The following is a 19981-nucleotide window of genomic DNA, read 5'->3' on the forward strand; positions in this document are numbered from 1 at the left end:
TGCACCCCGCTTGGGCCGGGACCATATCAAGGCGCGATGACAATTCAAATCCGCACCACGCTGGACGAGCCGGAGACCGGCGAAGGCTTCGTCCCCCACCGCCCCGCGCGCCCCGAAAAGAGCGAGGGCGGGCGGGCGTTCAAGCTGGTTTCCGATTATGAGCCGTCGGGCGACCAGCCGACCGCCATTGCCGAACTGGTGGAAACCGCGCTGACGGGCGAGAAGGATCAGGTGCTGCTGGGCGTGACCGGCTCCGGCAAGACCTTCACCATGGCGAAGGTGATCGAGGCGTTGCAGCGACCCGCGCTGGTGCTGGCGCCGAACAAGATTTTGGCGGCGCAGCTTTATGGGGAGTTCAAGAGCTTCTTTCCGGAAAATGCCGTCGAATATTTCGTCAGTTACTATGATTATTATCAGCCCGAAGCCTATGTGGCGCGGTCGGACACCTATATCGAGAAGGAGTCCAGCGTAAACGAGGCGATCGACCGGATGCGCCATTCGGCCACCCGCGCCCTGATGGAGCGGGACGATGTGCTGATCGTGGCGTCGGTGTCCTGTCTTTACGGCATCGGGTCGGTCGAGACCTATTCGGCCATGACCTTCGCGATGAAGAAGGGGCAGATCGAGGACCAGCGCGAGATCATCCGCAAGCTGGTGGCGCTCCAGTACAAGCGCAACGATGCGGCCTTTGCGCGCGGCAATTTCCGGGTGAAGGGGGATAATCTGGAGATTTTCCCCTCCCACTATGAGGATACGGCGTGGCGGGTCAGCTTCTTCGGCAATGAAATTGAGGAGATTGTCGAGTTCGATCCGCTGACGGGGAAGAAGATCGCGAGCCTCGATTATGTGAAGGTCTTTCCCAATTCGCACCATGTCACGCCGGGGCCGACGCTCAAGCAGGCGATGGAGGCGATCCGCTTCGAGCTGGCGGAGCGGCTGAAGGAACTGACCGGCGAGGGCAAGCTGCTGGAGGCGCAGCGGCTGGAGCAACGGACGAACTTCGATCTGGAGATGATCGCGGCGACCGGCTCCTGCGCGGGGATCGAGAATTATTCGCGCTTCCTGACCGGACGCCTGCCGGGCGAGCCGCCGCCGACCTTGTTCGAATATCTGCCCGAAAATGCCCTGCTGTTCGTGGACGAGAGCCACCAGACCGTGCCGCAGATCGGGGCGATGGCGCGGGGCGACCATCGGCGCAAGATCACGCTGGCCGAATATGGCTTCCGCCTGCCGAGCTGCATCGACAACCGGCCGCTGCGCTTCAACGAGTGGGACGCGATGCGGCCGCAGACGGTGAGCGTGTCCGCGACGCCGGGGCCGTGGGAGATGGAGCAGACTGGCGGCACCTTCTCCGAACAGGTCATTCGGCCGACCGGCCTCATCGACCCGCCGGTCGAGATCAAGCCGGTCGAGGATCAGGTCGACGACCTGATCAACGAATGCCGCAAGGTCGCCGCGCAGGGCTATCGCACGCTCGTCACCACGCTGACCAAGCGGATGGCGGAGGACCTGACCGAGTTCATGCATGAGGCGGGGATCAAGGTCCGCTACATGCACTCGGACGTCGAGACGCTGGAGCGGATCGAACTGATCCGGGATTTGCGGCTGGGCGTCTATGACGTGCTGATCGGCATCAACCTGCTGCGCGAGGGTCTGGATATTCCCGAATGCGGGCTGGTGGCGATTTTGGATGCCGACAAGGAAGGGTTCCTGCGCTCCGAAACCTCGCTGATCCAGACGATCGGGCGCGCGGCGCGCAATGTCGAGGGGCGGGTGATCCTCTATGCCGACCGGATCACCGGGTCGATGGAGCGGGCGCTCAATGAGACGTCCCGTCGGCGCGAGAAGCAGATGGAATATAATGCCGAACATGGCATCACGCCGCAGACGGTGAAGAAGAATATCAGCGACATCATCGCCCATGTCGCGTCGAAGGATCAGGTGACGGTCGAGACGGGGCTGGAGGACCGGCCGCATCTCGTGGGCCACAATCTGCGCGCCTATATCGAGGATCTGGAAAAGAAGATGCGCGCGGCGGCGGCGGACCTGGAGTTCGAGGAAGCCGGACGCATCCGCGACGAAATCCGCAAGCTGGAGGCGGAGGAACTGGGCCTGCCCGCCGATCAGCAGGTGGCCGCGCCGCGCGGACGTGCGACGGAGGGGAAGCCGGGGACGCGGAAGCTGCGCTACGGCAAGGTGCAGAAGAAGTTCGGGCGGTAGAGCTTTTTCGAAGCAGGTGGTATCACCCGCTGGCTCCGTCCCCCCCTCAGGACGCCAGCGACCGGGGTGCCGCGCGCAAGGCGGACAGGTTGATCGAATGGGTGAATTCCACACCCATCCGGTCTTCCTTCGACCAGCGCGCAACGGCGTTGACGATCTGGTTTTCGCTCAGTTCGATCGCGAACAGCGTGCCTTCTGGAACAGCCCACACCCCCTCCAACTGCGCGCCGGTGGCGGAAATGTTGCGGATGCGCCCGGTATGGACATGCCCGTCATGATGCACGGTCACGGTGCGGAACATGGTCTTGCGTTCGGGCCGGCTCGACTGGAAACCCTGCGGCGCGATGTGCCCGCCATGGCGATGCTGCTGGACCAGCACCTCCTGCGCGGGAACCGGCCGACCATAGACATAGCCCTGGATGTGGCTGCACCCGAGCTGGCGGATCAGGGCGAGCTCGTCCTGCGTTTCCGCCCCCTCCGCCGTGGTGTCCATACCCAGCGCTTCGGCCAGGCTGACGATCGCCTTGATGATGGCGCTGTTGCGGCTGCCCTTGATCGCGGCGCCGCGCACGAAGCTCTGGTCGATCTTGATCTTGTCGAACGGCGCCTTCTTCAGATAGCCGAGCGAGGAATAGCCGGTGCCGAAATCGTCCAGCGCCAGCCGGACGCCCAGGCCCTTCAGGCGGCTGAACATCGAATCCGTGCCGTCGCCGTCGGTCAGGAACACGCTTTCGGTGATTTCCAGTTCCAGCCGCTGGGGCGCCAGGCCCGATCCGGCCAGTGCATTCATGACGACGGAGGGCAGGCCCGGATTGGCGAACTGGATCGGCGAGACATTGATCGCCACCCGCACATCGTCGGCCCATTGCGCCGCATCGCGGCAGGCGGTGCGCAGCACCCATTCGCCGATCGGGCCGATCAGGCCGCTATCCTCCGCAATCGGCACGAACTGGGTGGGCGAGATCGCGCCACGTACCGGATGCTGCCAGCGCAGCAGCGCTTCATAGCCGGTGATCCGTTCCGTCTTGGACGACACCACGGGTTGATAGACGAGGTGCAGTCCGTCCTCGACCAGGGCCCGGCGCAGATCCTCCTCCAGCTGGCGGCGGTCTTCCGCCTCGGCATGCATTTCGGGCGAGTAGAAGCGGTAGACGCCGCGTCCATCGCCTTTCGCCGCATAGAGCGCGAGGTCGGCATTGCGGATCAGTTCCTCCGCGGTGACGCCATCCTGCGGGCAGAAGGAAATGCCGACCGATACACCGATGACGACCGCCGTCCCCTCCACCGTATAGGGTTGGGAGACATCGGTGATGATCGCCCGCGCCAGATGATCGAGCGTGACCTTGTCCGGGCGGCCGGGCAGCAGGATCTTGAATTCGTCGCCGCCCTGGCGGCCGACCAGCCCCTTGTCCCCGACGACGCGCTGGATGCGCTGGCTGACCTGCCGCAGCAGCGCGTCGCCGGCGGGGTGGCCGAGCGTGTCGTTGACCGTCTTGAACCGGTCGAGGTCGAGCATCATCAACGTGCAGTCGCGGGGCCGGCCGCCCTTGCCCGCCACCGCCTGCTCCAGCGAACGCATCATCTGCACGCGGTTGGCGAGGCCGGTCAGCGAATCAAATTGGGCCAGCCGGTTCACCTCGGCCTGGCTGCGGCGCATTTCGGTCAGGTCCGTGCCGCTGCCGCGGAAGCCGTGAAACTGGCCATATTCGTTGAACACAGGCTGGCCGGAAATCGACCACCATCGCTCGTCCTTCGCCATGGCGGCACGGACCGGAATTTCGGCAAAGCCGGTGCGGGCGGAAAGGTGAAAGCCCAGCGTGCGCTCGCCATCGCCGTCCTGCCGGTCGCCGGGCCGGATGATCTCCGTGATCGGGCGGCCGATCAGCGCCTCGCTGGTCCTGTCCAGCGTGCGCGCCAGCGTGTCGGAAATATAGGCGATGCAGCCGTGGCGATCGGTTTCCCAGAACCAGCCGCGACCTGACTGCTCATATTCATGCAGCAACCGGTCGGATCGCTGCGCCCGCAGATCGCGCTGATGGAAGAGGATGGCGCGGTTCATGTCGGCATTCGCCTGGCGCAGGGCGGCGACCATCATCACCGCGATGCAACTGATCAACAGGCCTATCTGGGTGAAATCCGCCCGATGGACGATCGCCGCGACCAGCAGTCCGGTGAAATAGCCCACCCCCAGCAGCCGCCGGTCGCCGAAGATCGACACCGCCATCAGCGCGACCGCCATTTCCGCCACCAGATTGCGCGACGGCGCATCCGTAAGGAGCGACGAACCCAGCATCACACTGAAGGTCAGGCCCGACAGCATCACCATCGGCAGCATCAGCCATTTCTGGTGATGCGGGCGCAACCGCTGGAACGCGGCGCCGCGCGGCGCGACGATCGCGACACCGTCCACCAGCAGCATGGCCGACAGCGCCAGCGCATGACCGATATTGTCCGCTTCGTAAAAGGGCACGTGCAGCAAGGCGGTGATGCAGAGTTTCCCCAGCAATATCAGCGGCCACAGCCGGGCGATATGGACGAAGGTCCCGGAAATCCAGGAGACGTCGACCTCCACCCCGCCCTCGGCCAGACCGAGCGCAGCGACAAGGTCGCCGCGCCGCGCATGCCATTCGGTCAGGTTGGTCCGCAGGGATGCCATGATCCCTGCGTAACAAGGAGTTATTGAAAGAAGCTTACCTGTCCGACGGCGGAATGGCGTTGCGGAAAAAGGTCAGGTGGCAAGGCGGATTTGGCGGGATTCCAGCCGTTCCCCCCTCCCTCGTTCCCCCGATCAAGTCCAAGGTGACGAAGGGCTCATGCCCGCACGACCAAAACCGCCATCCCTTCAGATGCTCCAATGCCAGAGGGCCTGTAAGCCGGGTTCTGTCCCCTCCTTGCGAAGGGTGGCGACCATTCCTCTAGGGGACGGATCGCTCCGTCCCTCAAGCAACCAACCCGGGCGGTCTCAGCCGAAACTGGCCTAGCGGTCAAGCCGCGCGCCGCCCCTATTCGGTCTTGCTCCCGGTGGGGTTTACCGTGCCGCCTTCCGTTGCCGGAGACGCGGTGCGCTCTTACCGCACCCTTTCAATTTCGCTGAGCCGAAGCTGTAGCGACCTGCTTTCTGTTGCACTGTCCCTTGGATCACTCCAGCCGGCCGTTAGCCGGCACCGTCATTTCGTGGAGCCCGGACTTTCCTCGCCGTGGAAGTACCCCTCCACGCCGCGGCCGCCCGGCCCTCTGGCAAGGGCGCCTATACACGGGTCGGGCGCGCTCGTCATCCCCGTTCCATCATCGCGCCGCTTAGTCCTCACCCTGGGGCTTGGGCAGCAGCAACGCCAGCAGGATCGCCCGGCACTCGCCGTCGATGATCCCGTCGATCAGTTCGGGCCGGAAGCGCCGCTGGAACGCCACCACCGCCGCCTGCGGCTCGGCAATGTCATAACCGAAACGCTCCAGCGCCAGCATGAAGCCGCCATCGCTCCAATGCGGGTCCATGAGGTTCTTGGTGGGGCGCGGCAGGGCCAGCCGCAGCCGCGCCAACTGTCCCCAGGGGAAAAGCTCGCCAGGGTCCTGCTTGCGGGCCGGGGCGACGTCGCTATGCCCGACGATATTGCCGCGGGTGATCTTGTGACGCTGGACGATCTGGTGGATGAGCGGGATCAGCGAGCCCATCTGCGTGTCCGGGAAGGGCCGATAGCCCCATTCATGCCCCGGATTGACGATCTCTATGCCGATACTGGCGGAATTGACGTCGTCGATGCCCCGCCAATGCGCCCGCCCGGCATGCCAGGCGCGCTTGTCCTCGTCCACCATGCGGATGACCTGCCCGTCCTCGGTCACGACATAATGGGCGGACACCTTGGATTCCGGGCTGACCAGCCAGTTGATCGCGGTCGCCGCGTCGACCATCCCGGTATAGTGCAACACCAGCATCGATACGGGCAGGCTGCGCTCGTCGAAATTGGGCGACGGCGTGTCGATCATCGGAAAGTCGGTCATCGCGAAGGGCCCGTCACTTGTCCATCATCCGCCGCCATTACCATGGACCGACCATGGCCGACAGCGGCCAGCCAATCAAGCGGGCGGCCCCGCAAAAATCATGATGGGCAAATGACGAGGCGGATCAGAGCGCCCGATGAACCGAGGCCTGCGCCAGCGAAGACGCCTCGATCCGGCGCCCATAGCCACCGCGAAATTCGGGATGGGGTACGAAATCCTCGCTATGGCCGATCACCGTTTCGCCCGCGCCCAGCAACAGGACAGATCGCGCATGGCTGTGCCGCGCCAGCAGACGGAACACGTCCTGGCGGCGCTCCGGCGTGAAATAGAGCAGCACGTTGCGGCAGAGCAGCAGATCATATTCGCCCATCGGTGCCCGGGCATCGAACAGATTGTCGGTGCGGAAATCGATCATCTGCCGCAGCGCGGGATTGGCGCACCAATCGTCGCCCGACGGTTCGAACCATTTGATGAGGTCGCCCACCGCCAGCCCGCGCTGCACGTCCATCTGGGTGAAGATGCCCGCCTTTGCCTGGTCGATCGCGGCGGTGGAAATGTCGGTGGCCAAAATCTCTATGCGCCAGCCGCGCCAGCGCGCCATGGCGTTGGAGATCTGGATCGCGATCGAATAGGCTTCCTGCCCGGTCGAACAGCCCGCGCTCCAGATGCGCAGGGTCCGGTCCGACCGCTGCGCATGGATCTGCGGCAGGATCTGGCGATGGATCATGTCGAAAATCTGGAGATCGCGGAAAAAGCTGCTCTCATTGTTCAGCAGCGCATTGACCACGGCATTTTCCAGCGCCGGGTCCTTGCGGGTCAGCAGCCGGGCGGCCAGGGCATCCATATCCGCCAGCCCATGGGCGCGCAGCACCGGCTTCAGCGCCGTTTCCATCCGCCAGGCACGGTTTTCCGACAATATCTGGCCGGTACGCGCCTCCAGCAGGCCGGACAGGATTCGCGCGGCGCTGCGCGAAGAGGCGCCCGAAGCGGATGCACCGGAGCCGGACGAGGGAGTGCCGGACGAGGGAGTCATTGCCATCAGTTTCTGTTCTTTCCTCGCCGTGCCACGAAATCCATGATCGCATGCGGTTCCAACAGCGCGCAGTTCAGGCCCTCGCCCGCGATCGATCCGGGCATTCCCCAGACCACGCTGCTCGCCTCATCCTGCGCGACGATCCAGCCGCCCGCCGCGACGATGTCGCGCGCGCCGATCGTGCCGTCGCGGCCCATTCCGGTCAGCACGATCCCCGCCGCCCCCGCGCCATAGGCCTGCGCCATGCTGGAGAACATCGGGTCGACGCCGGGCAGATTGCCCGTCGGGGTGCGCTGTGGATCGAGCATGACGGACACCCGTCCGTGCAAGCCCCGCCGCAACTGGAGATTGGCATCGCCCGGCGCGACATAGACGATGTCGGGGGACAGCAATTCCCCCTGCTCGGGCACCTTGACCTTCAGGCTGGTCATACGCCCCAATTGCTGGGCGAAATAATAGGTGAAGCTTGCGGGCAGATGCTGGGTCAGCAGGATCGGCACGCCCAGCGGTTCCGCCAGCCCGGCGAACAGTTGCCCCAGCGCATGGATGCCACCGGTCGACGCGCCGATACCTAGACAGGCGAGCGGCTGCGCCACCTGCCCCGCCTCGACCGGCGCGGCAGGACGGGCGAGAACCGGCGGCTGCCCACCGCTGAACAGGCGTGACAGGCGCTCGATCAGCGACTGGGGGAAATGTTCGCCGAAACTGCCGCTGCCCGGCTTGGCGAAAATGTCGCTCGCCCCCAGCGCCAGCGCCTCGATGGCGGCGGCGCTGCCCTCCTCGCAATTGCCCGACAGGATCACGACCTTGGCGTGGGGCTGCGTCCGCAGGATCGCGGGCAGCGCCGTCAGGCCGCTCTGACCCGGCAACTCTATGTCGAGCAGCACCAGGTCGACTTCATGCTCGTTCAGATAATATAGGGCCTGTTCGGCGCTATTGGTCTTGTGCGTCACGCAAAAGCCCCGGTCCGCATTCAATATCCGCTCGATCACTGTCCGGACCACGACCGAATCGTCGACGATCAGGGTGCGTACCACCCTGTCGTCGCTCCGGTTTCTGGCCATGATCGGCACGTGGACGGTCATTGAAGGGACAACTTTCCTGAAGGAAAAGAAAAGGAGGAAAAGGAGCGGTCAGTTCATCGGCAGACGAGGCATTTCCCGGCGGCCGGCTTGCCCGCGACCGGCCGGGAAAGGCGGTGTCGGAAACTTCAGATCACTCCCACGATGGCCAACTTGCTTTCCAGCGTTTCACGATCGAACGGCTTCATCACATATTCGTCCGCGCCCGCCTCGACGGCGGCCTTGATATGGCTGATGCCGTTTTCGGTGGTGCAGAAGATGATCTTGGGCCGCGCCGCCAGTCCGGCGCCGGGCAGGGCCTGGAGGAATTCCATGCCGCTCATCACCGGCATGTTCCAGTCGAGCAGCACGACGTCGGGCGCGGATGCTTCGCACTGGGTCAGGGCATCGCGGCCGTCGACCGCTTCGCTGACCGACAGGTCCAACGATTCCAATATGTGGCGCGCCACCTTTCTTATGACTTTCGAATCATCGACGACCAGGCAGTTTTTCATAAAGCGTCCCTTGTTTTGCTTCCCGTTTGGACGAGACTTAAATGGCAAAGCCAAGCAATTGGTAAACGTCCGAAAAATTGATCATGCTACGTGCGCCAACGCGCCAGCCTCGATGAAGCCGGCCAGCGACACGAGCAGATGGGGTTGCCCCTCATGCTCGACCAGTCCGCGCGCATGGGGCAGCCAGGCCGGATCGAGCTGGCCGCGCAGCGGCAATTCCCCCTCCGAGACCTGACAGATGTCGTAGACCGCATCGACCATCAGACCATAGCTGTGGCCCGCAATGTCGGCGATGACGGCAAAGCCCCGCCGATCGGGGGGCGTCGGCTCTCCCCGGATCAGTGCGGCGACATCGATCACCGTCAGCACCCGGCTGCGCAGCGCGGACAGGCCCGCGACATGCGCGCCCATCCCCGGCACCGGGGAAATGTCGGTGAGCTTCACCACCGCCTCGACCTCGCTGGTTTCGATGGCGACCCGCGTGCCGGCCAGCAGGGCGAGCAGATAGAGCTTGTTCATGCGCCTTCCCCCTTTTACCCGCGCGATCCGGCCAGGGCCGCCATCAGCGCATCCTGGTCATAGCGGTAGATGCTGCCGTCCTGCGGGCTGCTGGGCCGCGGCGAGGCGCGCAGATGCACCACGCGGCACCCCAGCAATTCGCTTGCCTGCGACAGATCGGCGCCACTGAACAGCACCACATCCTGCGGATCGACCGGCGCATCGGCGGGCAGGCCCAGCACCACCTCATGCCCCGCCTGCCGCAGCAGCGGCGCCAAGATCTCGCGTGTCCAGCCATCCTCGCTGTCCGCCAGCAGGCAGCGGCCACGCCCCTTTTCCCGGATCGGTTCATCGGGCAATGCGGCGAACAGGGCGAAGGGATTGACGACCTCCAGATGCTCGCCGTCGATCACCACCACGCCGCTCAGCGTGCCATGCATCGCGATCATGTCCGGCACGGCGGGCATGTCCACGATGTCGAGCACCGCCGCGACCGGATAGCAGACATCCCGCGTGCCGTCGCGCAGGCGCAGCGCGGCGACCTTCTCGCCAACAAAGCTGTGATGCCCGTTCGCCACCGGCACCAGCCGGTCGTCCAGCCGCACATAGGCACGGCCGCCGGAGCGCCCGAACAGGTGCGCATCGACATCCTCCACCCGCTCGATCAGCGACAGCTTGAGCAGGCGCCGTTCGCCCGAATATTCCTCGAATCGCAGCGCCGGCACCATCTCCACGCCCTGCACGTCCACCGCCTCTTCGGCCTCGCGCGCGGCACGGTCGTCGAGGATGTTGGGCAGGCGCGCCGCATTGGCGAGGCCCGCCGCGTCCAGCAGCAGCATCGGCTTGCCATTGTCGGGCAGCGTCATGCCCGCATAAACCCCCGTCGCCATCACCAGCGGCGAGGCCGGGCGGATCACCAGTTCCTCATGATTGTCGACCGCGGACACGCCCATCGCAAAGGGAACGCCGGTCGCCGATCGCACCACCATGACGGCGCGCGGCCCGGTCTGCGCCGGCTTTTCCATGCCCAGCACATCTTCCAGGTCGATCATCGAATGGCGGATCGACCGGATGGTGGCGATCTTGGCACCGCCCACTTCCGCGATGTGCAACGTCTCATTATTGTCGTGCAGGATTTCGACCACAGCGGCCCGCGGAATGGCGAAATGCAGCCCGCCCGCCCGCACGATCAACCCCGGAATGATGGTCAGCGTCAGCGGCACGCGCAGCATGATGGTGAGGCCGCGCCCCGGCCGGTTGTCGAGCGATATGACCCCGCCGATCCGCTCCACATTGGCGCGGACCACGTCCATGCCGACGCCGCGCCCGGAAATGGCCGTGACCTGATCGGCCGTCGACAGGCCGGGATGGAAGATCAGGTCCAGCTTTTCCGCCTCGCTCATGCGCGCGGCCGATTCCGGCGTCAGCCTCCCCGCCGCGATCGCCTTGCCGACCAGCCGTCCGGTATCGATGCCCTGCCCGTCGTCGGAAATCTCGATGACGATCTGGTTGCCCGACTGGCGCGCCTCCAGCTTCAGCCGGCCGGCCTCGGACTTACCCAGCGCGCGGCGCTTTTCCGGCGTCTCGATACCATGATCGATGCTGTTGCGGACGATATGGGTCAACGGATCGACCACCATCTCGACCATCTCGCGGTCCATCTCGACATCGCCGCCCTCCAGGAGCAGGTCGATGCGCTTCCCCAGTTCCCGGCCCAGATCGCGGACCATGCGCGGGATCGCCGTGAACAGCCGGTCGACGCGCTGCATCCGCGTCTTGGAAATGGCGTCGCGCATGTCCGCGACGCAGGTCGACAGCCGCTCGAAGGCGCTTTCCAGTTCCGGATCGCCGGTCCGCTCGCGCAGCTTGCGGGACAGTTCGTTGCGGGCCAGCACCATGTCCGACACGCCGTTCATCAACTGGTCGATCAGCGACAGCGGCAGGCGGATGGTGCGCGGCGCGGCTTGTCCATTGCCCTGCTGGCGGGCGACGGCGACGGGCGCGCTTTCCGCTTCCGGCAGGACGGCCTCATCCTCTTCCTTCTCGCTCAGCGCGGCGATCAGATAATCGTCATTCTCGTGCGGCAGCGCGGTGCCCAGGGAGACCGCCTCCGCCAGTTCGGCGATGCGGTCCATGATGCCCAGCACGGCACTGACGGTGGCGGGATCGGCGCTACGCCTGTCGGCACGAATCTCGGCCAGCACATCCTCGGCAGCATGGCTCAGCCGCTCGAAACGCGGAAGATTGAGAAAACCGCAGCTTCCCTTCACCGTATGGAAGAAGCGGAAAATGGCATCCAGCCGGTCGCGGTCCGCCGGGTCCGCTTCCCAGGCGACGACCTCTCCGGCCAGCGCCTCCAGCGTTTCCTGCGTTTCGGATATGAATTCCTGAAGTAACTCGTCCATTCCCGCGCCTCGTGGATAGGGTGCGGACCATGGAGCAAGCGTGGTTAAATCCCCGTTAAAGAGGTGGAATGCCGACAAAAAAGGGCGCCGCGACCACTTGTCGCGACACCCTCTTGCGGCTCAGGTGAAAGCCTTCGAATTTTAGCGCTTTTCAGTCTTCTCGACCGCCTCGCCTGCCTTTTCGCCTGCCTCGCGGGTGGCGTCGGCCTTGTTCTCCAGCGCATCGGCGGCATTTTCTGCCGCATTTTCGGCATTGCCGCTCAGATTGTCAGCCAGCGCTTCCATATTGTCCGCCTGGTTGTCGATGGCGTCCGCCTGATTCTCATATGCGTTCTCGACCTTGTTCTCCTGCTTGGAATCGCATGCGGCAAGCGCGATCAGGCTGGCAAGGCCAAGGACTGATACGAAGGTTTTCACGGCGTTTTCTCCTGTTGCACCCCTTTGGGCTGACGTCGTTCGGCGCGGGACCGGCTGTCCGGAACCCTGACGGCGATCAACCGGTCGCGCGCAGGATGGTTCCCGCCGCAAGCTCCTTCCGTCGCAGAAACGACTTATTTTTTCAGGCTGTCCCGGATTTCGCGGAGCAGGACGACCTCTTCCGGCGTGACGGCCGGGCCGTCTTCGGGCTTGGGCATCAGCTTGTTCACCGCCTTGACCAGCAGGAAGATGACGAAGGCGAGAATCAGGAAATTGACGAACACGGTCAGGAATTCGCCCCAGCCGAACATGGCGACGCCGGCCGCCTTCAGGTCCGCATAGCTTTCCGGATTGCCCTTGAACCCGGCGGGCAGGTCCCCCAGCCGGATGAAATAACCGGAAAAATCCGCACCGCCGAACAGATAGCCGACGACCGGCATGATCAGGTCGTCGGTCAGCGACTTGGTGATGGTGGCGAAGGCGCCGCCGATGATCACGCCGACGGCCAGGTCCATGACGTTGCCGCGGTTGATGAACGTCTTGAATTCGGTGATCAGTCCCATGGTAAACCCCTTGTTGGACTTTGATAAACAGAGCATGGGCCGTTGCGAAGGGTTCGACAACCGCCTATTTCCACACACGAAACAATGTCGAGGATGTTCCATGACGATCCTGCGCCACCTGCGTCTTTTCCTGCTGCCGTTGCTGGGCGCCTTCGCGCTCACCGCCTGCGGCATCAACAGCGTCCCCGCCGCCGAGGAGGTCGCGAAGGCCAAATGGGCCGACGTCCAGGCCCAATATCAGCGCCGTTCCAACCTGATCGGTAATCTCGTCGCCACGGTGAAGGCCGCCGGCAAGCAGGAGCAGGACACGCTGGTCAAGGTGACGGAGGCCCGCGCCAAGGCGACCTCGATACAGGTCAGCGCCAATGACCTCTCCGATCCCGCCAAGGTGCAGCAGTTCCAGCAGGCCCAGGCGCAACTGTCGCAGGGCCTCGGCCGCCTGCTCGCCTCGGTGGAGGCCTATCCGGACCTCAAGACCAACCAGAATTTCCTCGACCTGCAATCGCAGCTCGAGGGGACGGAAAACCGCATCGCCGTCGCCATCCGCGACTATAATGAGGCGGTGCGCGCCTATAATACCCGCATCCGCACCTTCCCCGATGCGATCGGCGCCAAGATCATCCATGGCGCCAAGCCGATGACCCCGTTCCAGGCCACCACGCCCGGCGCGGAAGAAGCGCCGAAGGTCGACTTCGGCAACTGAGCGGGACATGCTTCGCCGCCTGTTCCTGATCCTCGCGCTGCTGCTGTCCATTCCGGCAGCAGGGGCCCAGACCTTTCCCAAGCTGACCGGGCGGGTGGTGGATGACGCCGCCCTGCTCTCCCCGCAACAGGAACAGGCGCTGACCGACAAGCTCGCCGCGCTGGAACGACAGAGCGGCCGGCAACTGGTGGTCGCCACGCTGCCCGACCTCCAGGGCTATGATATTTCCGATTACGGCTATCAGCTCGGCCGCGCCTGGGGGATCGGTGACAAGGAAAAGAACAACGGCGCGCTGCTGATCGTCGCGCCCAACGAACGCAAGGTGCGGATCGAGGCCGGCTACGGCCTGGAAGGCATCATGACCGATGCGCTGTCGTCCCAGATCATCCGCAACGACATCACCCCGCATTTCAAGGCCGGCGACATGCCCGGCGGGATCGATGCGGGCGTGGACGCGATCGGCAAGCTGCTGACCCTCCCGCCCGAAGAGGCGAAGGCCCTGGCGGCGCAGGCGGCGGCCAATGCGCGCAACGCATCCGACGATGGCGGCGGCTTCATGGTCGTCTTCTGGTTGATCGTCGTCGCGATCATCGTCATCTCCATGTTTTCCAGCCGCGGCAGGGGACGGCGTTACCGGGGCGGATCGGGCCCGGTGATCCTCTGGGGACCGGGCGATTCCGGCTGGGGCGGCAGCGGGGGCGGATCGGGCTGGGGCGGCGGTGGCTGGGGTGGCGGCGATGGCGGTGGCTTTTCGGGCGGCGGCGGCAGCTTCGGCGGCGGCGGCGCTTCGGGGGATTGGTGATGCACCTGCATTTGAACGAAGCCGACCACGACCGCGTGACCGCCGCGGTCGCGCAAGCGGAAAAGGCCACGGATGGCGAGATCGTCACCATCGTCGCCCGCCGATCGGACTCCTATCATGACGCCGGGCTGCATTGGGCGATCGGCGTGGTGTTCCTCGCCCTCTCGGTGGCTGCCGCCTTCCCGCAACAGTTCCGCGCGCTCTGCTCCTGGCTGCTGCAAAGCTGGGAACATGAGATCGAGGACTGGAAGCTGCTGACGGTCCTGCTGGGCCTGCTGATCGTCAAATTCCTGATCGTCCGCTATGCGCTGGCGTGGATGCCGCTGCGCCTGGCCTTGACCCCCAAGGCCACCAAGGCCCGCCGCGTGCGCCGCCGCGCCATCACCCTGTTCCGCGCCGTTGCCCAGGGCCGCACGCGCGGGCGGACCGGCGTTCTCATCTACCTGTCGCTGGACGAACATCGCGCGGAACTGGTCGCGGATGCCGCCATCAATGAAAGGGTCGCGCCGGAAATCTGGGGCGATGCCATGGCCGCGCTGATCGACGGCGTGCGAGACGGCGACGCCGCCCACGGCATGGCGGAAGCGGTGCGGCAGGTCGGTTTGGTGCTGGCCCGCCATTTCCCGGCAACCGGTGACAATCCCAATGAACTGCCCGACAGGTTGATCGAGTTATGAGTGAACAGGATATGGCCTCCCCCGAAGAGATCATGTGGGAGGGCCGCTTCATCACCGCCAAGCGGCGGGGCAAATGGGAATATGTCGGCCGGGCGAGGGGCATCAAGGCCGCTGTCATCCTGGCCGTGGAAGAGGCCGCGGACGGGCGCCATGTGCTGCTGGTCGACCAATATCGCGTGCCGCTCGGCCGCCGCTGCATCGAATTGCCGGCGGGACTGGTCGGTGACCATGACGAGGGCGAGGAAGCCATGCTCGCTGCGACCCGCGAGCTGGAGGAGGAAACCGGCTATCGCCCCGGACGGATGGAGGTGCTGGGCGAATTTTTCAGTTCGCCGGGCATGGTATCGGAAAGCTTCACGCTCTTTCGCGCCCATGATCTGGTCAAGACCGGCGAAGGCGGCGGCGTCGACGGCGAAGATATCCGGGTCCACCGCGTAGCGCTTGCCGGCATTGCGGAACAGATCGCCGCCTGGCGCGCCGAGGGCTTTGCCATCGACGTGAAACTGCTGTTGCTGCTGGGAGCCGGAATCGTCGGCTGAGGGTGGTTTCCAGTCATTCCCCCTCCCGCCTGCGGGAGGGGAATATCTCCTATTGGCCAACATCACCTCACCCGATACCACCCGGCCACCCGATCCAGCGCCAGCGTCAGCACCAGCTTGCCAGCCCTGCTTGGCCAACCGAGCGCCTTTTCCGCCGCCCCCAGGCCCTCGCCCGCGCAAGCCACCCGCCAGAGCACATCCGCCAGCCCCGGCCCCGCCGCCCGGATCGCGCCGTCGAACCGCTCCCGCGCGGACAGTTGCGCCACTGTCGGCTCGACCCTGCGCCCGGTACGCCCCTGCGGTGGCGCCGCATCCCAGCGCATCGTGACACGCGGCCCCAGCCCGGCCTTTTCCCAATCCGCGCGCAGCATGTCGCCTGCGACATAATGGCGCGCGCTCAAATGCCCCCGCGCATGCAGCCAGGCGAGCGGCGATTCCCCGATATTAACGGCCACCTTGCGCGCCTGGCCAAACGGGTCTTCGATGATCTGCTCGACATGATGCGCCGCCACGGCCTGTCTCCTCGCTGGAATCGGATGCAAGGGGGCTTGCCATGCAGACGCCTTTGTAGGAAAGAATAAAAACCAAATAGGTAAAATAGGACCCATTATGATCACCCGCATCCGGGAAGTGCGCAAGGCAAAGGGATTGACGCTGGAGCAAGTCGGTGCGCTGTGCGATCCTCCGACCACCGCCCAGACCATCGGCCGATTGGAAACCGGCACCCGAACCGTATCGGTCAACTGGCTGAACCGCATAGCCACGGCGCTGGGTGTGTCCTCCTCCGAACTGGTCGCCCTGCCGGGGCAAAGCGTGGTGCCAGTCGCCGCCCTGCTCGGCCCGGACGGCGCCCGCGCGCCGACCCGTCCGCTCTCGCTTCCCCCGCCGGCGCCCGCCGATGCGATGATCGGCGTGCAAGTGTCCGGCAGCATCGGCGATTACCGGAGCGGTGATGAAATCTGGTGCCGCCGCATCCTGCCGGACGAATTCGCCAGCGTCCTCAACCGCGACCTGCTGTTGCCGCGCCATGCCGGGCGATTCCTGTTCGGACGGCTGATCGGGCGGGAGGACGACCGGCTCCAGATATTGCCGCTCGGCAGCGGTTCCCGCCAGCAGGTGATCACTGACCCACCTTGGGGCGCCGTCGCGGTTCAACTGGTAAGACGGCTGTAGCCAAGGCGGCACTTCGTCCTTAACCCGGTCTCAACCATGGTAATGGTAGGAAGGATGCCATGACGCTGAACGTCCTGACGCTCTCGACCCTGTTTCCGGACATGAGCCGTCCCAATTTCGGCGTCTTCGTCGAACGCCAGGCGCGGGAACTGGCGAGCCGAGACGGCGTCAAGGTCACGGTCGTCGCGCCGCTCGGCCTCCCGCCCTGGCCCCTCTCCCGATCGAAACGCTATGCCGCGCTCGCCGCGCTGCCCGCCAAGGAACGGTGGAAGGACCTGACGGTCTATCGCCCCACTTTCCGGATCATCCCCAAATTCGGCGGACGGCTGAACGTCCACGGCATGACCCGCGCGATCCTGCCGCTGGTCAGGCATCTGCACGCCCAGCAGCCCTTCGACGTGATCGACGCCAGCTTCTTCTTCCCCGACGGCCCGGTGGCGCAGCGCCTGTCCCGCGCGCTCGGCATACCCTATTCGGTCAAGGCGCGCGGCGCGGACATCCATTATTGGGGCACGCGCAAGGGCACCCGCAAGATGGTGAAACGCGCCGCCGAGGATGCCGCCGGGCTGCTCGCCGTCTCGGACGCGATGCGCCGGTCGATGACGCGCATGGGCATCGATGCCGACAAGATCCGCGTCCATTATACCGGCGTCGACCTCGACCGCTTCGAGATCATCGACCGCGCCGCCGCGAAGGAAGCGCTGGGTTTCGAAGGACCGGTGGTGCTGTGCGTCGGCGCGCTGATCCCGCGCAAGGGGCAGGAACTGCTGGTGCAAGCGCTGCCGCAACTGCATGGCGTGACGCTGCTGTTCGCGGGGCAAGGGCAATATCGCCGGTCCCTGGAAAATCTGGCGCAGGAACTGGGCGTCGACCGGCGCATCGGCTTTCTCGGCTCCGTGCCGCACGACCGGCTGCCGCGCATCTACGCCGCCGCCGACGTCATGGCACTGCCCTCCTCCTCTGAAGGCCTTGCCAATGCCTGGGTCGAGGCGCTGGCCTGCGGCACGCCGATCGTCATCAGCGATGTCGGCGGCGCGCGCGAACTGCTCGACCGCCCCGAAGCGGGCCAGATCGTCGCGCGGGAACCCGACGCGATCGCCGCCGCCATCAACGCGATTCTCTACAACCCTCCCGAGCGCGAAGCCGTGCGCGAAACCGCGTTGCGCTTCACCTGGGCCGCCAATGGCGACGCGCTGCTGGAACATCTCCGCACGATCGCGGGTCAGCCTGACTGATCCCAAGCCGGCACCAGCCGCGCCTTCCCGTCGGACGCCGGGAAACGCCCCTCGTCGAACGGCACCTCTCCCCAGCGCCATGGCGTCAGCTCGTCATAGGCCGGGTTGGAGATCGGCGCATGCCGCTTGAGGTTCAGCAGCCGCTCGCCCTCATTGCGATAGGCGGTCAGCCGCGCATGCTCGCGATAGATTTCGGCCGGACGCTCATAATGAAAGGCATCGTGCCAACCCATGGCGCGGGCGATCTGGGTAACGATCCACCAATCGGGCTTCGCCTCGCCGGGCAAGGGAAAGAGCCGCCGCTGCCGGCTGATCAGCCGGTCCGCTCCGGTCAGCGTCCCGTCCTTCTCCACCCATACAGGCGAGGGCAGCGCGATCATGCGCAGCCCCGCCAATTCCGGATCGACCCAGGGCGTCATCAGCACAAGCAACGGCACCCGGTCCAGCAGCCTCCGGATCGGATGCCCCGCCGCAGGCAAGCCGCCCAGCATCAGCAGCGCCTTGATCCCCCCTTCCTCGACCGCGCCGGCCAGTTCGGCGCCGCACAGCCCCGCCCGTTCCGCCATGGCCGTCGCGCCCCAGAAACGCCCAACCTGCGCCAGAGCCTGAGGCGAGAAATCCCGATGCGCCGCCAGCTCGCCCGCGCGGCAACCCACTTCGCGCCCGCCCATGCCGTTAGCCGCGCTGGTCACGGCAAAGGGCGCCGCGCCCGGCTTGCCGATCCGCCCGGTCGCCAGATGAAGATTGAGCACGGCGGCCGACAGGCGCCGCGCCTCCGCGCCCTCGCCCGATGGGCTGAACAGCGTCACGAGCCGCGACGCGCCCGCGACCGCATCGTAAAAGCCCCGCACCTCACCCGGCTCAAGGCCGCAGATGCGGGCCACCGACCAAAGGTCATGCCCCTTCCGCAACCCGGCCCAGAAGGCGGGCGGCACCAGGACATGACGCGCCAGAAAGCCCTCATCCAGACCGCCACGATCATGGCAATGCAGCAGCAGGGCCGAAAGCAGCGCCGCCTCGCTGCCGGGTGCGACGGTCAGCCGCAGATCGGCCTCGATCTCCTGCCCCTCATCCCCCCGTGCGATCAGGATCAGCCGGGTCCCCTGATCGGCCCGCGCCGCTTCGATCCGGTCCCGCAACAGCGGATGGCGGCGAAGGGTCGCGCCGCCCACCAGCAACAGCAACTCCGCCCGCCCCACATCCTCGCCGGCGGCGGGCATCACATCCTCGCCCAAGGCCGCGCGATGCGCCGCCGCCACGCCGCCGGCCTCACTCCAGGGCGCGTCGATATGGGCGGAACCGATGAAACCCTTCATCAGCTTGTTGGCGACATAATAATCCTCGGTCAGCAGCGTGCCCGGCACATGCATCGCCACACTGCCGGGTCCATGACGGGCAATGACCTCGCCCAGCCGGCGGGCGGCCTGGCCCAGCGCCCGCTCCCACCCGGCCGCCCGGCCGTCGACCATCGGCCGCAACAGCCGGTCGTCCAGCGGCAGCAGGTCGCTTAGCGCCGCGCTTTTCTCGCACAACAATCCGCCATTGGCCGGATGCACCGGATCGCCCTCGACCGTGACCTGCCGCCCCTCGCCGGTCACGGCGCGGATACCGCATCCCAGGCCGCACTGGCCGCAAAGCGAACGAATGACCGGCACGATGCGATCAGGCCGCCGGCAGGGTCGGGCAGAAAATCATGGCTTCGGCTTAGAGCATTTTCGCGTCGGCTGGAAACAGCAGACGGGCCCAAAAAAATGCGAACCCGGCTGCGCGACGGCGACCCAAGACAAAGGGCCGGCGAACTGGCAAGAAGGACGGATGCCGAAAGTGATTCTCCGTGCCCTCGCGCTGTTCGCTATATTCCTTCATATATCGACATCGCCCGCCATGGCGCAGCAGCGCGGGCCGCTCGTCCTCGCCGCCGCCAGCATGCAGGAGGCGATGAACGCCGCCGCAGACGCCTGGGCGGCGCAGCACCATGCCCGCCCGGTGCTGTCCTTTGCCGCCTCCTCCGCTCTCGCCCGCCAGATCAGGAGCGGCGCCCCGGCCGACCTGTTCGTCTCCGCCGACGAGGATTGGATGGACGATGTGGAAAAGGCCGGGTTCATTCAGCGCGGCACCCGCGCCGATCTCGCGGGCAACCGGCT

19 protein-coding genes and 1 other RNA gene are annotated in these 19981 nt (G+C 65.7%); 8 read left to right on the forward strand and 12 right to left on the reverse strand.

Annotated elements, in window-relative coordinates:
* Positions 1-36: 36 nt before the first annotated feature.
* Complete coding sequence (uvrB, locus tag YP76_RS11050; RefSeq protein ID WP_046763637.1) at positions 37-2220, forward strand: excinuclease ABC subunit UvrB; 2184 nt, start codon at positions 37-39, stop codon at positions 2218-2220.
* Between the two features lie 46 nt (positions 2221-2266).
* On the opposite strand, the gene YP76_RS11055 is transcribed toward uvrB, so the two are convergent.
* The 10 genes from YP76_RS11055 to mscL form a co-directional block, all read right to left on the reverse strand.
* Positions 2267-4876, reverse strand: a complete 2610-nt coding sequence (locus YP76_RS11055; protein ID WP_046763638.1) for an EAL domain-containing protein — start codon at positions 4874-4876, stop codon at positions 2267-2269.
* A 197-nt stretch (positions 4877-5073) separates the two neighbouring features.
* Positions 5074-5458, reverse strand: an RNA gene (gene rnpB / locus YP76_RS26615) — RNase P RNA component class A.
* Between the two features lie 59 nt (positions 5459-5517).
* Positions 5518-6216 (reverse strand): N-acetylmuramoyl-L-alanine amidase, encoded by a 699-nt coding sequence (locus tag YP76_RS11060; RefSeq protein WP_046763639.1) that lies wholly within the window; start codon positions 6214-6216, stop codon positions 5518-5520.
* 124 nt (positions 6217-6340) lie between these two features.
* A complete protein-coding gene (locus YP76_RS11065) occupies positions 6341-7255 on the reverse strand; it encodes a CheR family methyltransferase (protein WP_046763640.1) in 915 nt (304 codons plus the stop codon).
* The gene (locus tag YP76_RS11070; protein WP_046763641.1) at positions 7255-8334 is read right to left on the reverse strand and encodes a chemotaxis protein CheB; all 1080 of its coding nucleotides are present in this window, start codon (positions 8332-8334) and stop codon (positions 7255-7257) included. The genes YP76_RS11065 and YP76_RS11070 overlap by 1 nt, the downstream gene beginning before the upstream one ends.
* A gap of 125 nt (positions 8335-8459) precedes the next feature.
* Positions 8460-8825 (reverse strand): response regulator, encoded by a 366-nt coding sequence (locus YP76_RS11075; RefSeq protein ID WP_046763642.1) that lies wholly within the window; start codon positions 8823-8825, stop codon positions 8460-8462.
* 81 nt (positions 8826-8906) lie between these two features.
* Complete coding sequence (locus YP76_RS11080) at positions 8907-9344, reverse strand: chemotaxis protein CheW (protein ID WP_046763643.1); 438 nt, start codon at positions 9342-9344, stop codon at positions 8907-8909.
* A gap of 14 nt (positions 9345-9358) precedes the next feature.
* Positions 9359-11728, reverse strand: a complete 2370-nt coding sequence (locus tag YP76_RS11085; protein ID WP_046763644.1) for a chemotaxis protein CheA — start codon at positions 11726-11728, stop codon at positions 9359-9361.
* Between the two features lie 141 nt (positions 11729-11869).
* Positions 11870-12145, reverse strand: a complete 276-nt coding sequence (locus tag YP76_RS11090) for a hypothetical protein (protein ID WP_046763645.1) — start codon at positions 12143-12145, stop codon at positions 11870-11872.
* 134 nt (positions 12146-12279) lie between these two features.
* Positions 12280-12708, reverse strand: coding sequence for a large conductance mechanosensitive channel protein MscL (gene mscL / locus YP76_RS11095; RefSeq protein ID WP_046763646.1), 429 nt, complete (start codon positions 12706-12708; stop codon positions 12280-12282).
* Positions 12709-12808: 100 nt separating this feature from the next.
* Here mscL and YP76_RS11100 point away from each other — a divergent pair, with 100 nt between their 5' ends.
* Genes YP76_RS11100 through YP76_RS11115 form a run of 4 tightly spaced genes read left to right on the forward strand, consistent with a single transcriptional unit; the run spans position 12809 to position 15429 of the window.
* Complete coding sequence (locus YP76_RS11100; RefSeq protein ID WP_046763647.1) at positions 12809-13411, forward strand: LemA family protein; 603 nt, start codon at positions 12809-12811, stop codon at positions 13409-13411.
* Positions 13412-13418: 7 nt separating this feature from the next.
* Positions 13419-14213, forward strand: a complete 795-nt coding sequence (locus YP76_RS11105) for a TPM domain-containing protein (RefSeq protein ID WP_046763648.1) — start codon at positions 13419-13421, stop codon at positions 14211-14213.
* Positions 14213-14890 carry a TPM domain-containing protein gene (locus YP76_RS11110; protein ID WP_046763649.1) on the forward strand — a complete coding sequence of 226 codons (678 nt, stop codon included), beginning with the start codon at positions 14213-14215 and terminating at the stop codon, positions 14888-14890. The genes YP76_RS11105 and YP76_RS11110 overlap by 1 nt, the downstream gene beginning before the upstream one ends.
* A complete protein-coding gene (locus tag YP76_RS11115) occupies positions 14887-15429 on the forward strand; it encodes an NUDIX hydrolase (RefSeq protein WP_046763650.1) in 543 nt (180 codons plus the stop codon). The genes YP76_RS11110 and YP76_RS11115 overlap by 4 nt, the downstream gene beginning before the upstream one ends.
* Before the next feature lie 62 nt (positions 15430-15491).
* On the opposite strand, the gene YP76_RS11120 is transcribed toward YP76_RS11115, so the two are convergent.
* Positions 15492-15941, reverse strand: a complete 450-nt coding sequence (locus YP76_RS11120; protein ID WP_046763651.1) for a DUF6456 domain-containing protein — start codon at positions 15939-15941, stop codon at positions 15492-15494.
* Between the two features lie 97 nt (positions 15942-16038).
* Here YP76_RS11120 and YP76_RS11125 point away from each other — a divergent pair, with 97 nt between their 5' ends.
* Together YP76_RS11125 and YP76_RS11130 are read left to right on the forward strand one after the other, a co-directional pair.
* The gene (locus tag YP76_RS11125; RefSeq protein WP_046763652.1) at positions 16039-16602 is read left to right on the forward strand and encodes a helix-turn-helix domain-containing protein; all 564 of its coding nucleotides are present in this window, start codon (positions 16039-16041) and stop codon (positions 16600-16602) included.
* A 59-nt stretch (positions 16603-16661) separates the two neighbouring features.
* Positions 16662-17837 carry a glycosyltransferase gene (locus tag YP76_RS11130; protein ID WP_046763653.1) on the forward strand — a complete coding sequence of 392 codons (1176 nt, stop codon included), beginning with the start codon at positions 16662-16664 and terminating at the stop codon, positions 17835-17837.
* On the opposite strand, the gene YP76_RS11135 is transcribed toward YP76_RS11130, so the two are convergent.
* Complete coding sequence (locus tag YP76_RS11135; protein WP_046763654.1) at positions 17825-19492, reverse strand: molybdopterin oxidoreductase family protein; 1668 nt, start codon at positions 19490-19492, stop codon at positions 17825-17827. The two genes, YP76_RS11130 and YP76_RS11135, sit on opposite strands and share 13 nt — an antisense overlap.
* A gap of 160 nt (positions 19493-19652) precedes the next feature.
* On the opposite strand from YP76_RS11135, the gene modA reads away from it, so the two are divergent.
* On the forward strand, positions 19653-19981 hold a 329-nt coding region (modA, locus tag YP76_RS11140), incomplete at its 3' end, for a molybdate ABC transporter substrate-binding protein (protein WP_046763702.1).

This window comes from Sphingobium chungbukense (assembly GCF_001005725.1).
GTDB lineage: Bacteria > Pseudomonadota > Alphaproteobacteria > Sphingomonadales > Sphingomonadaceae > Sphingobium > Sphingobium chungbukense.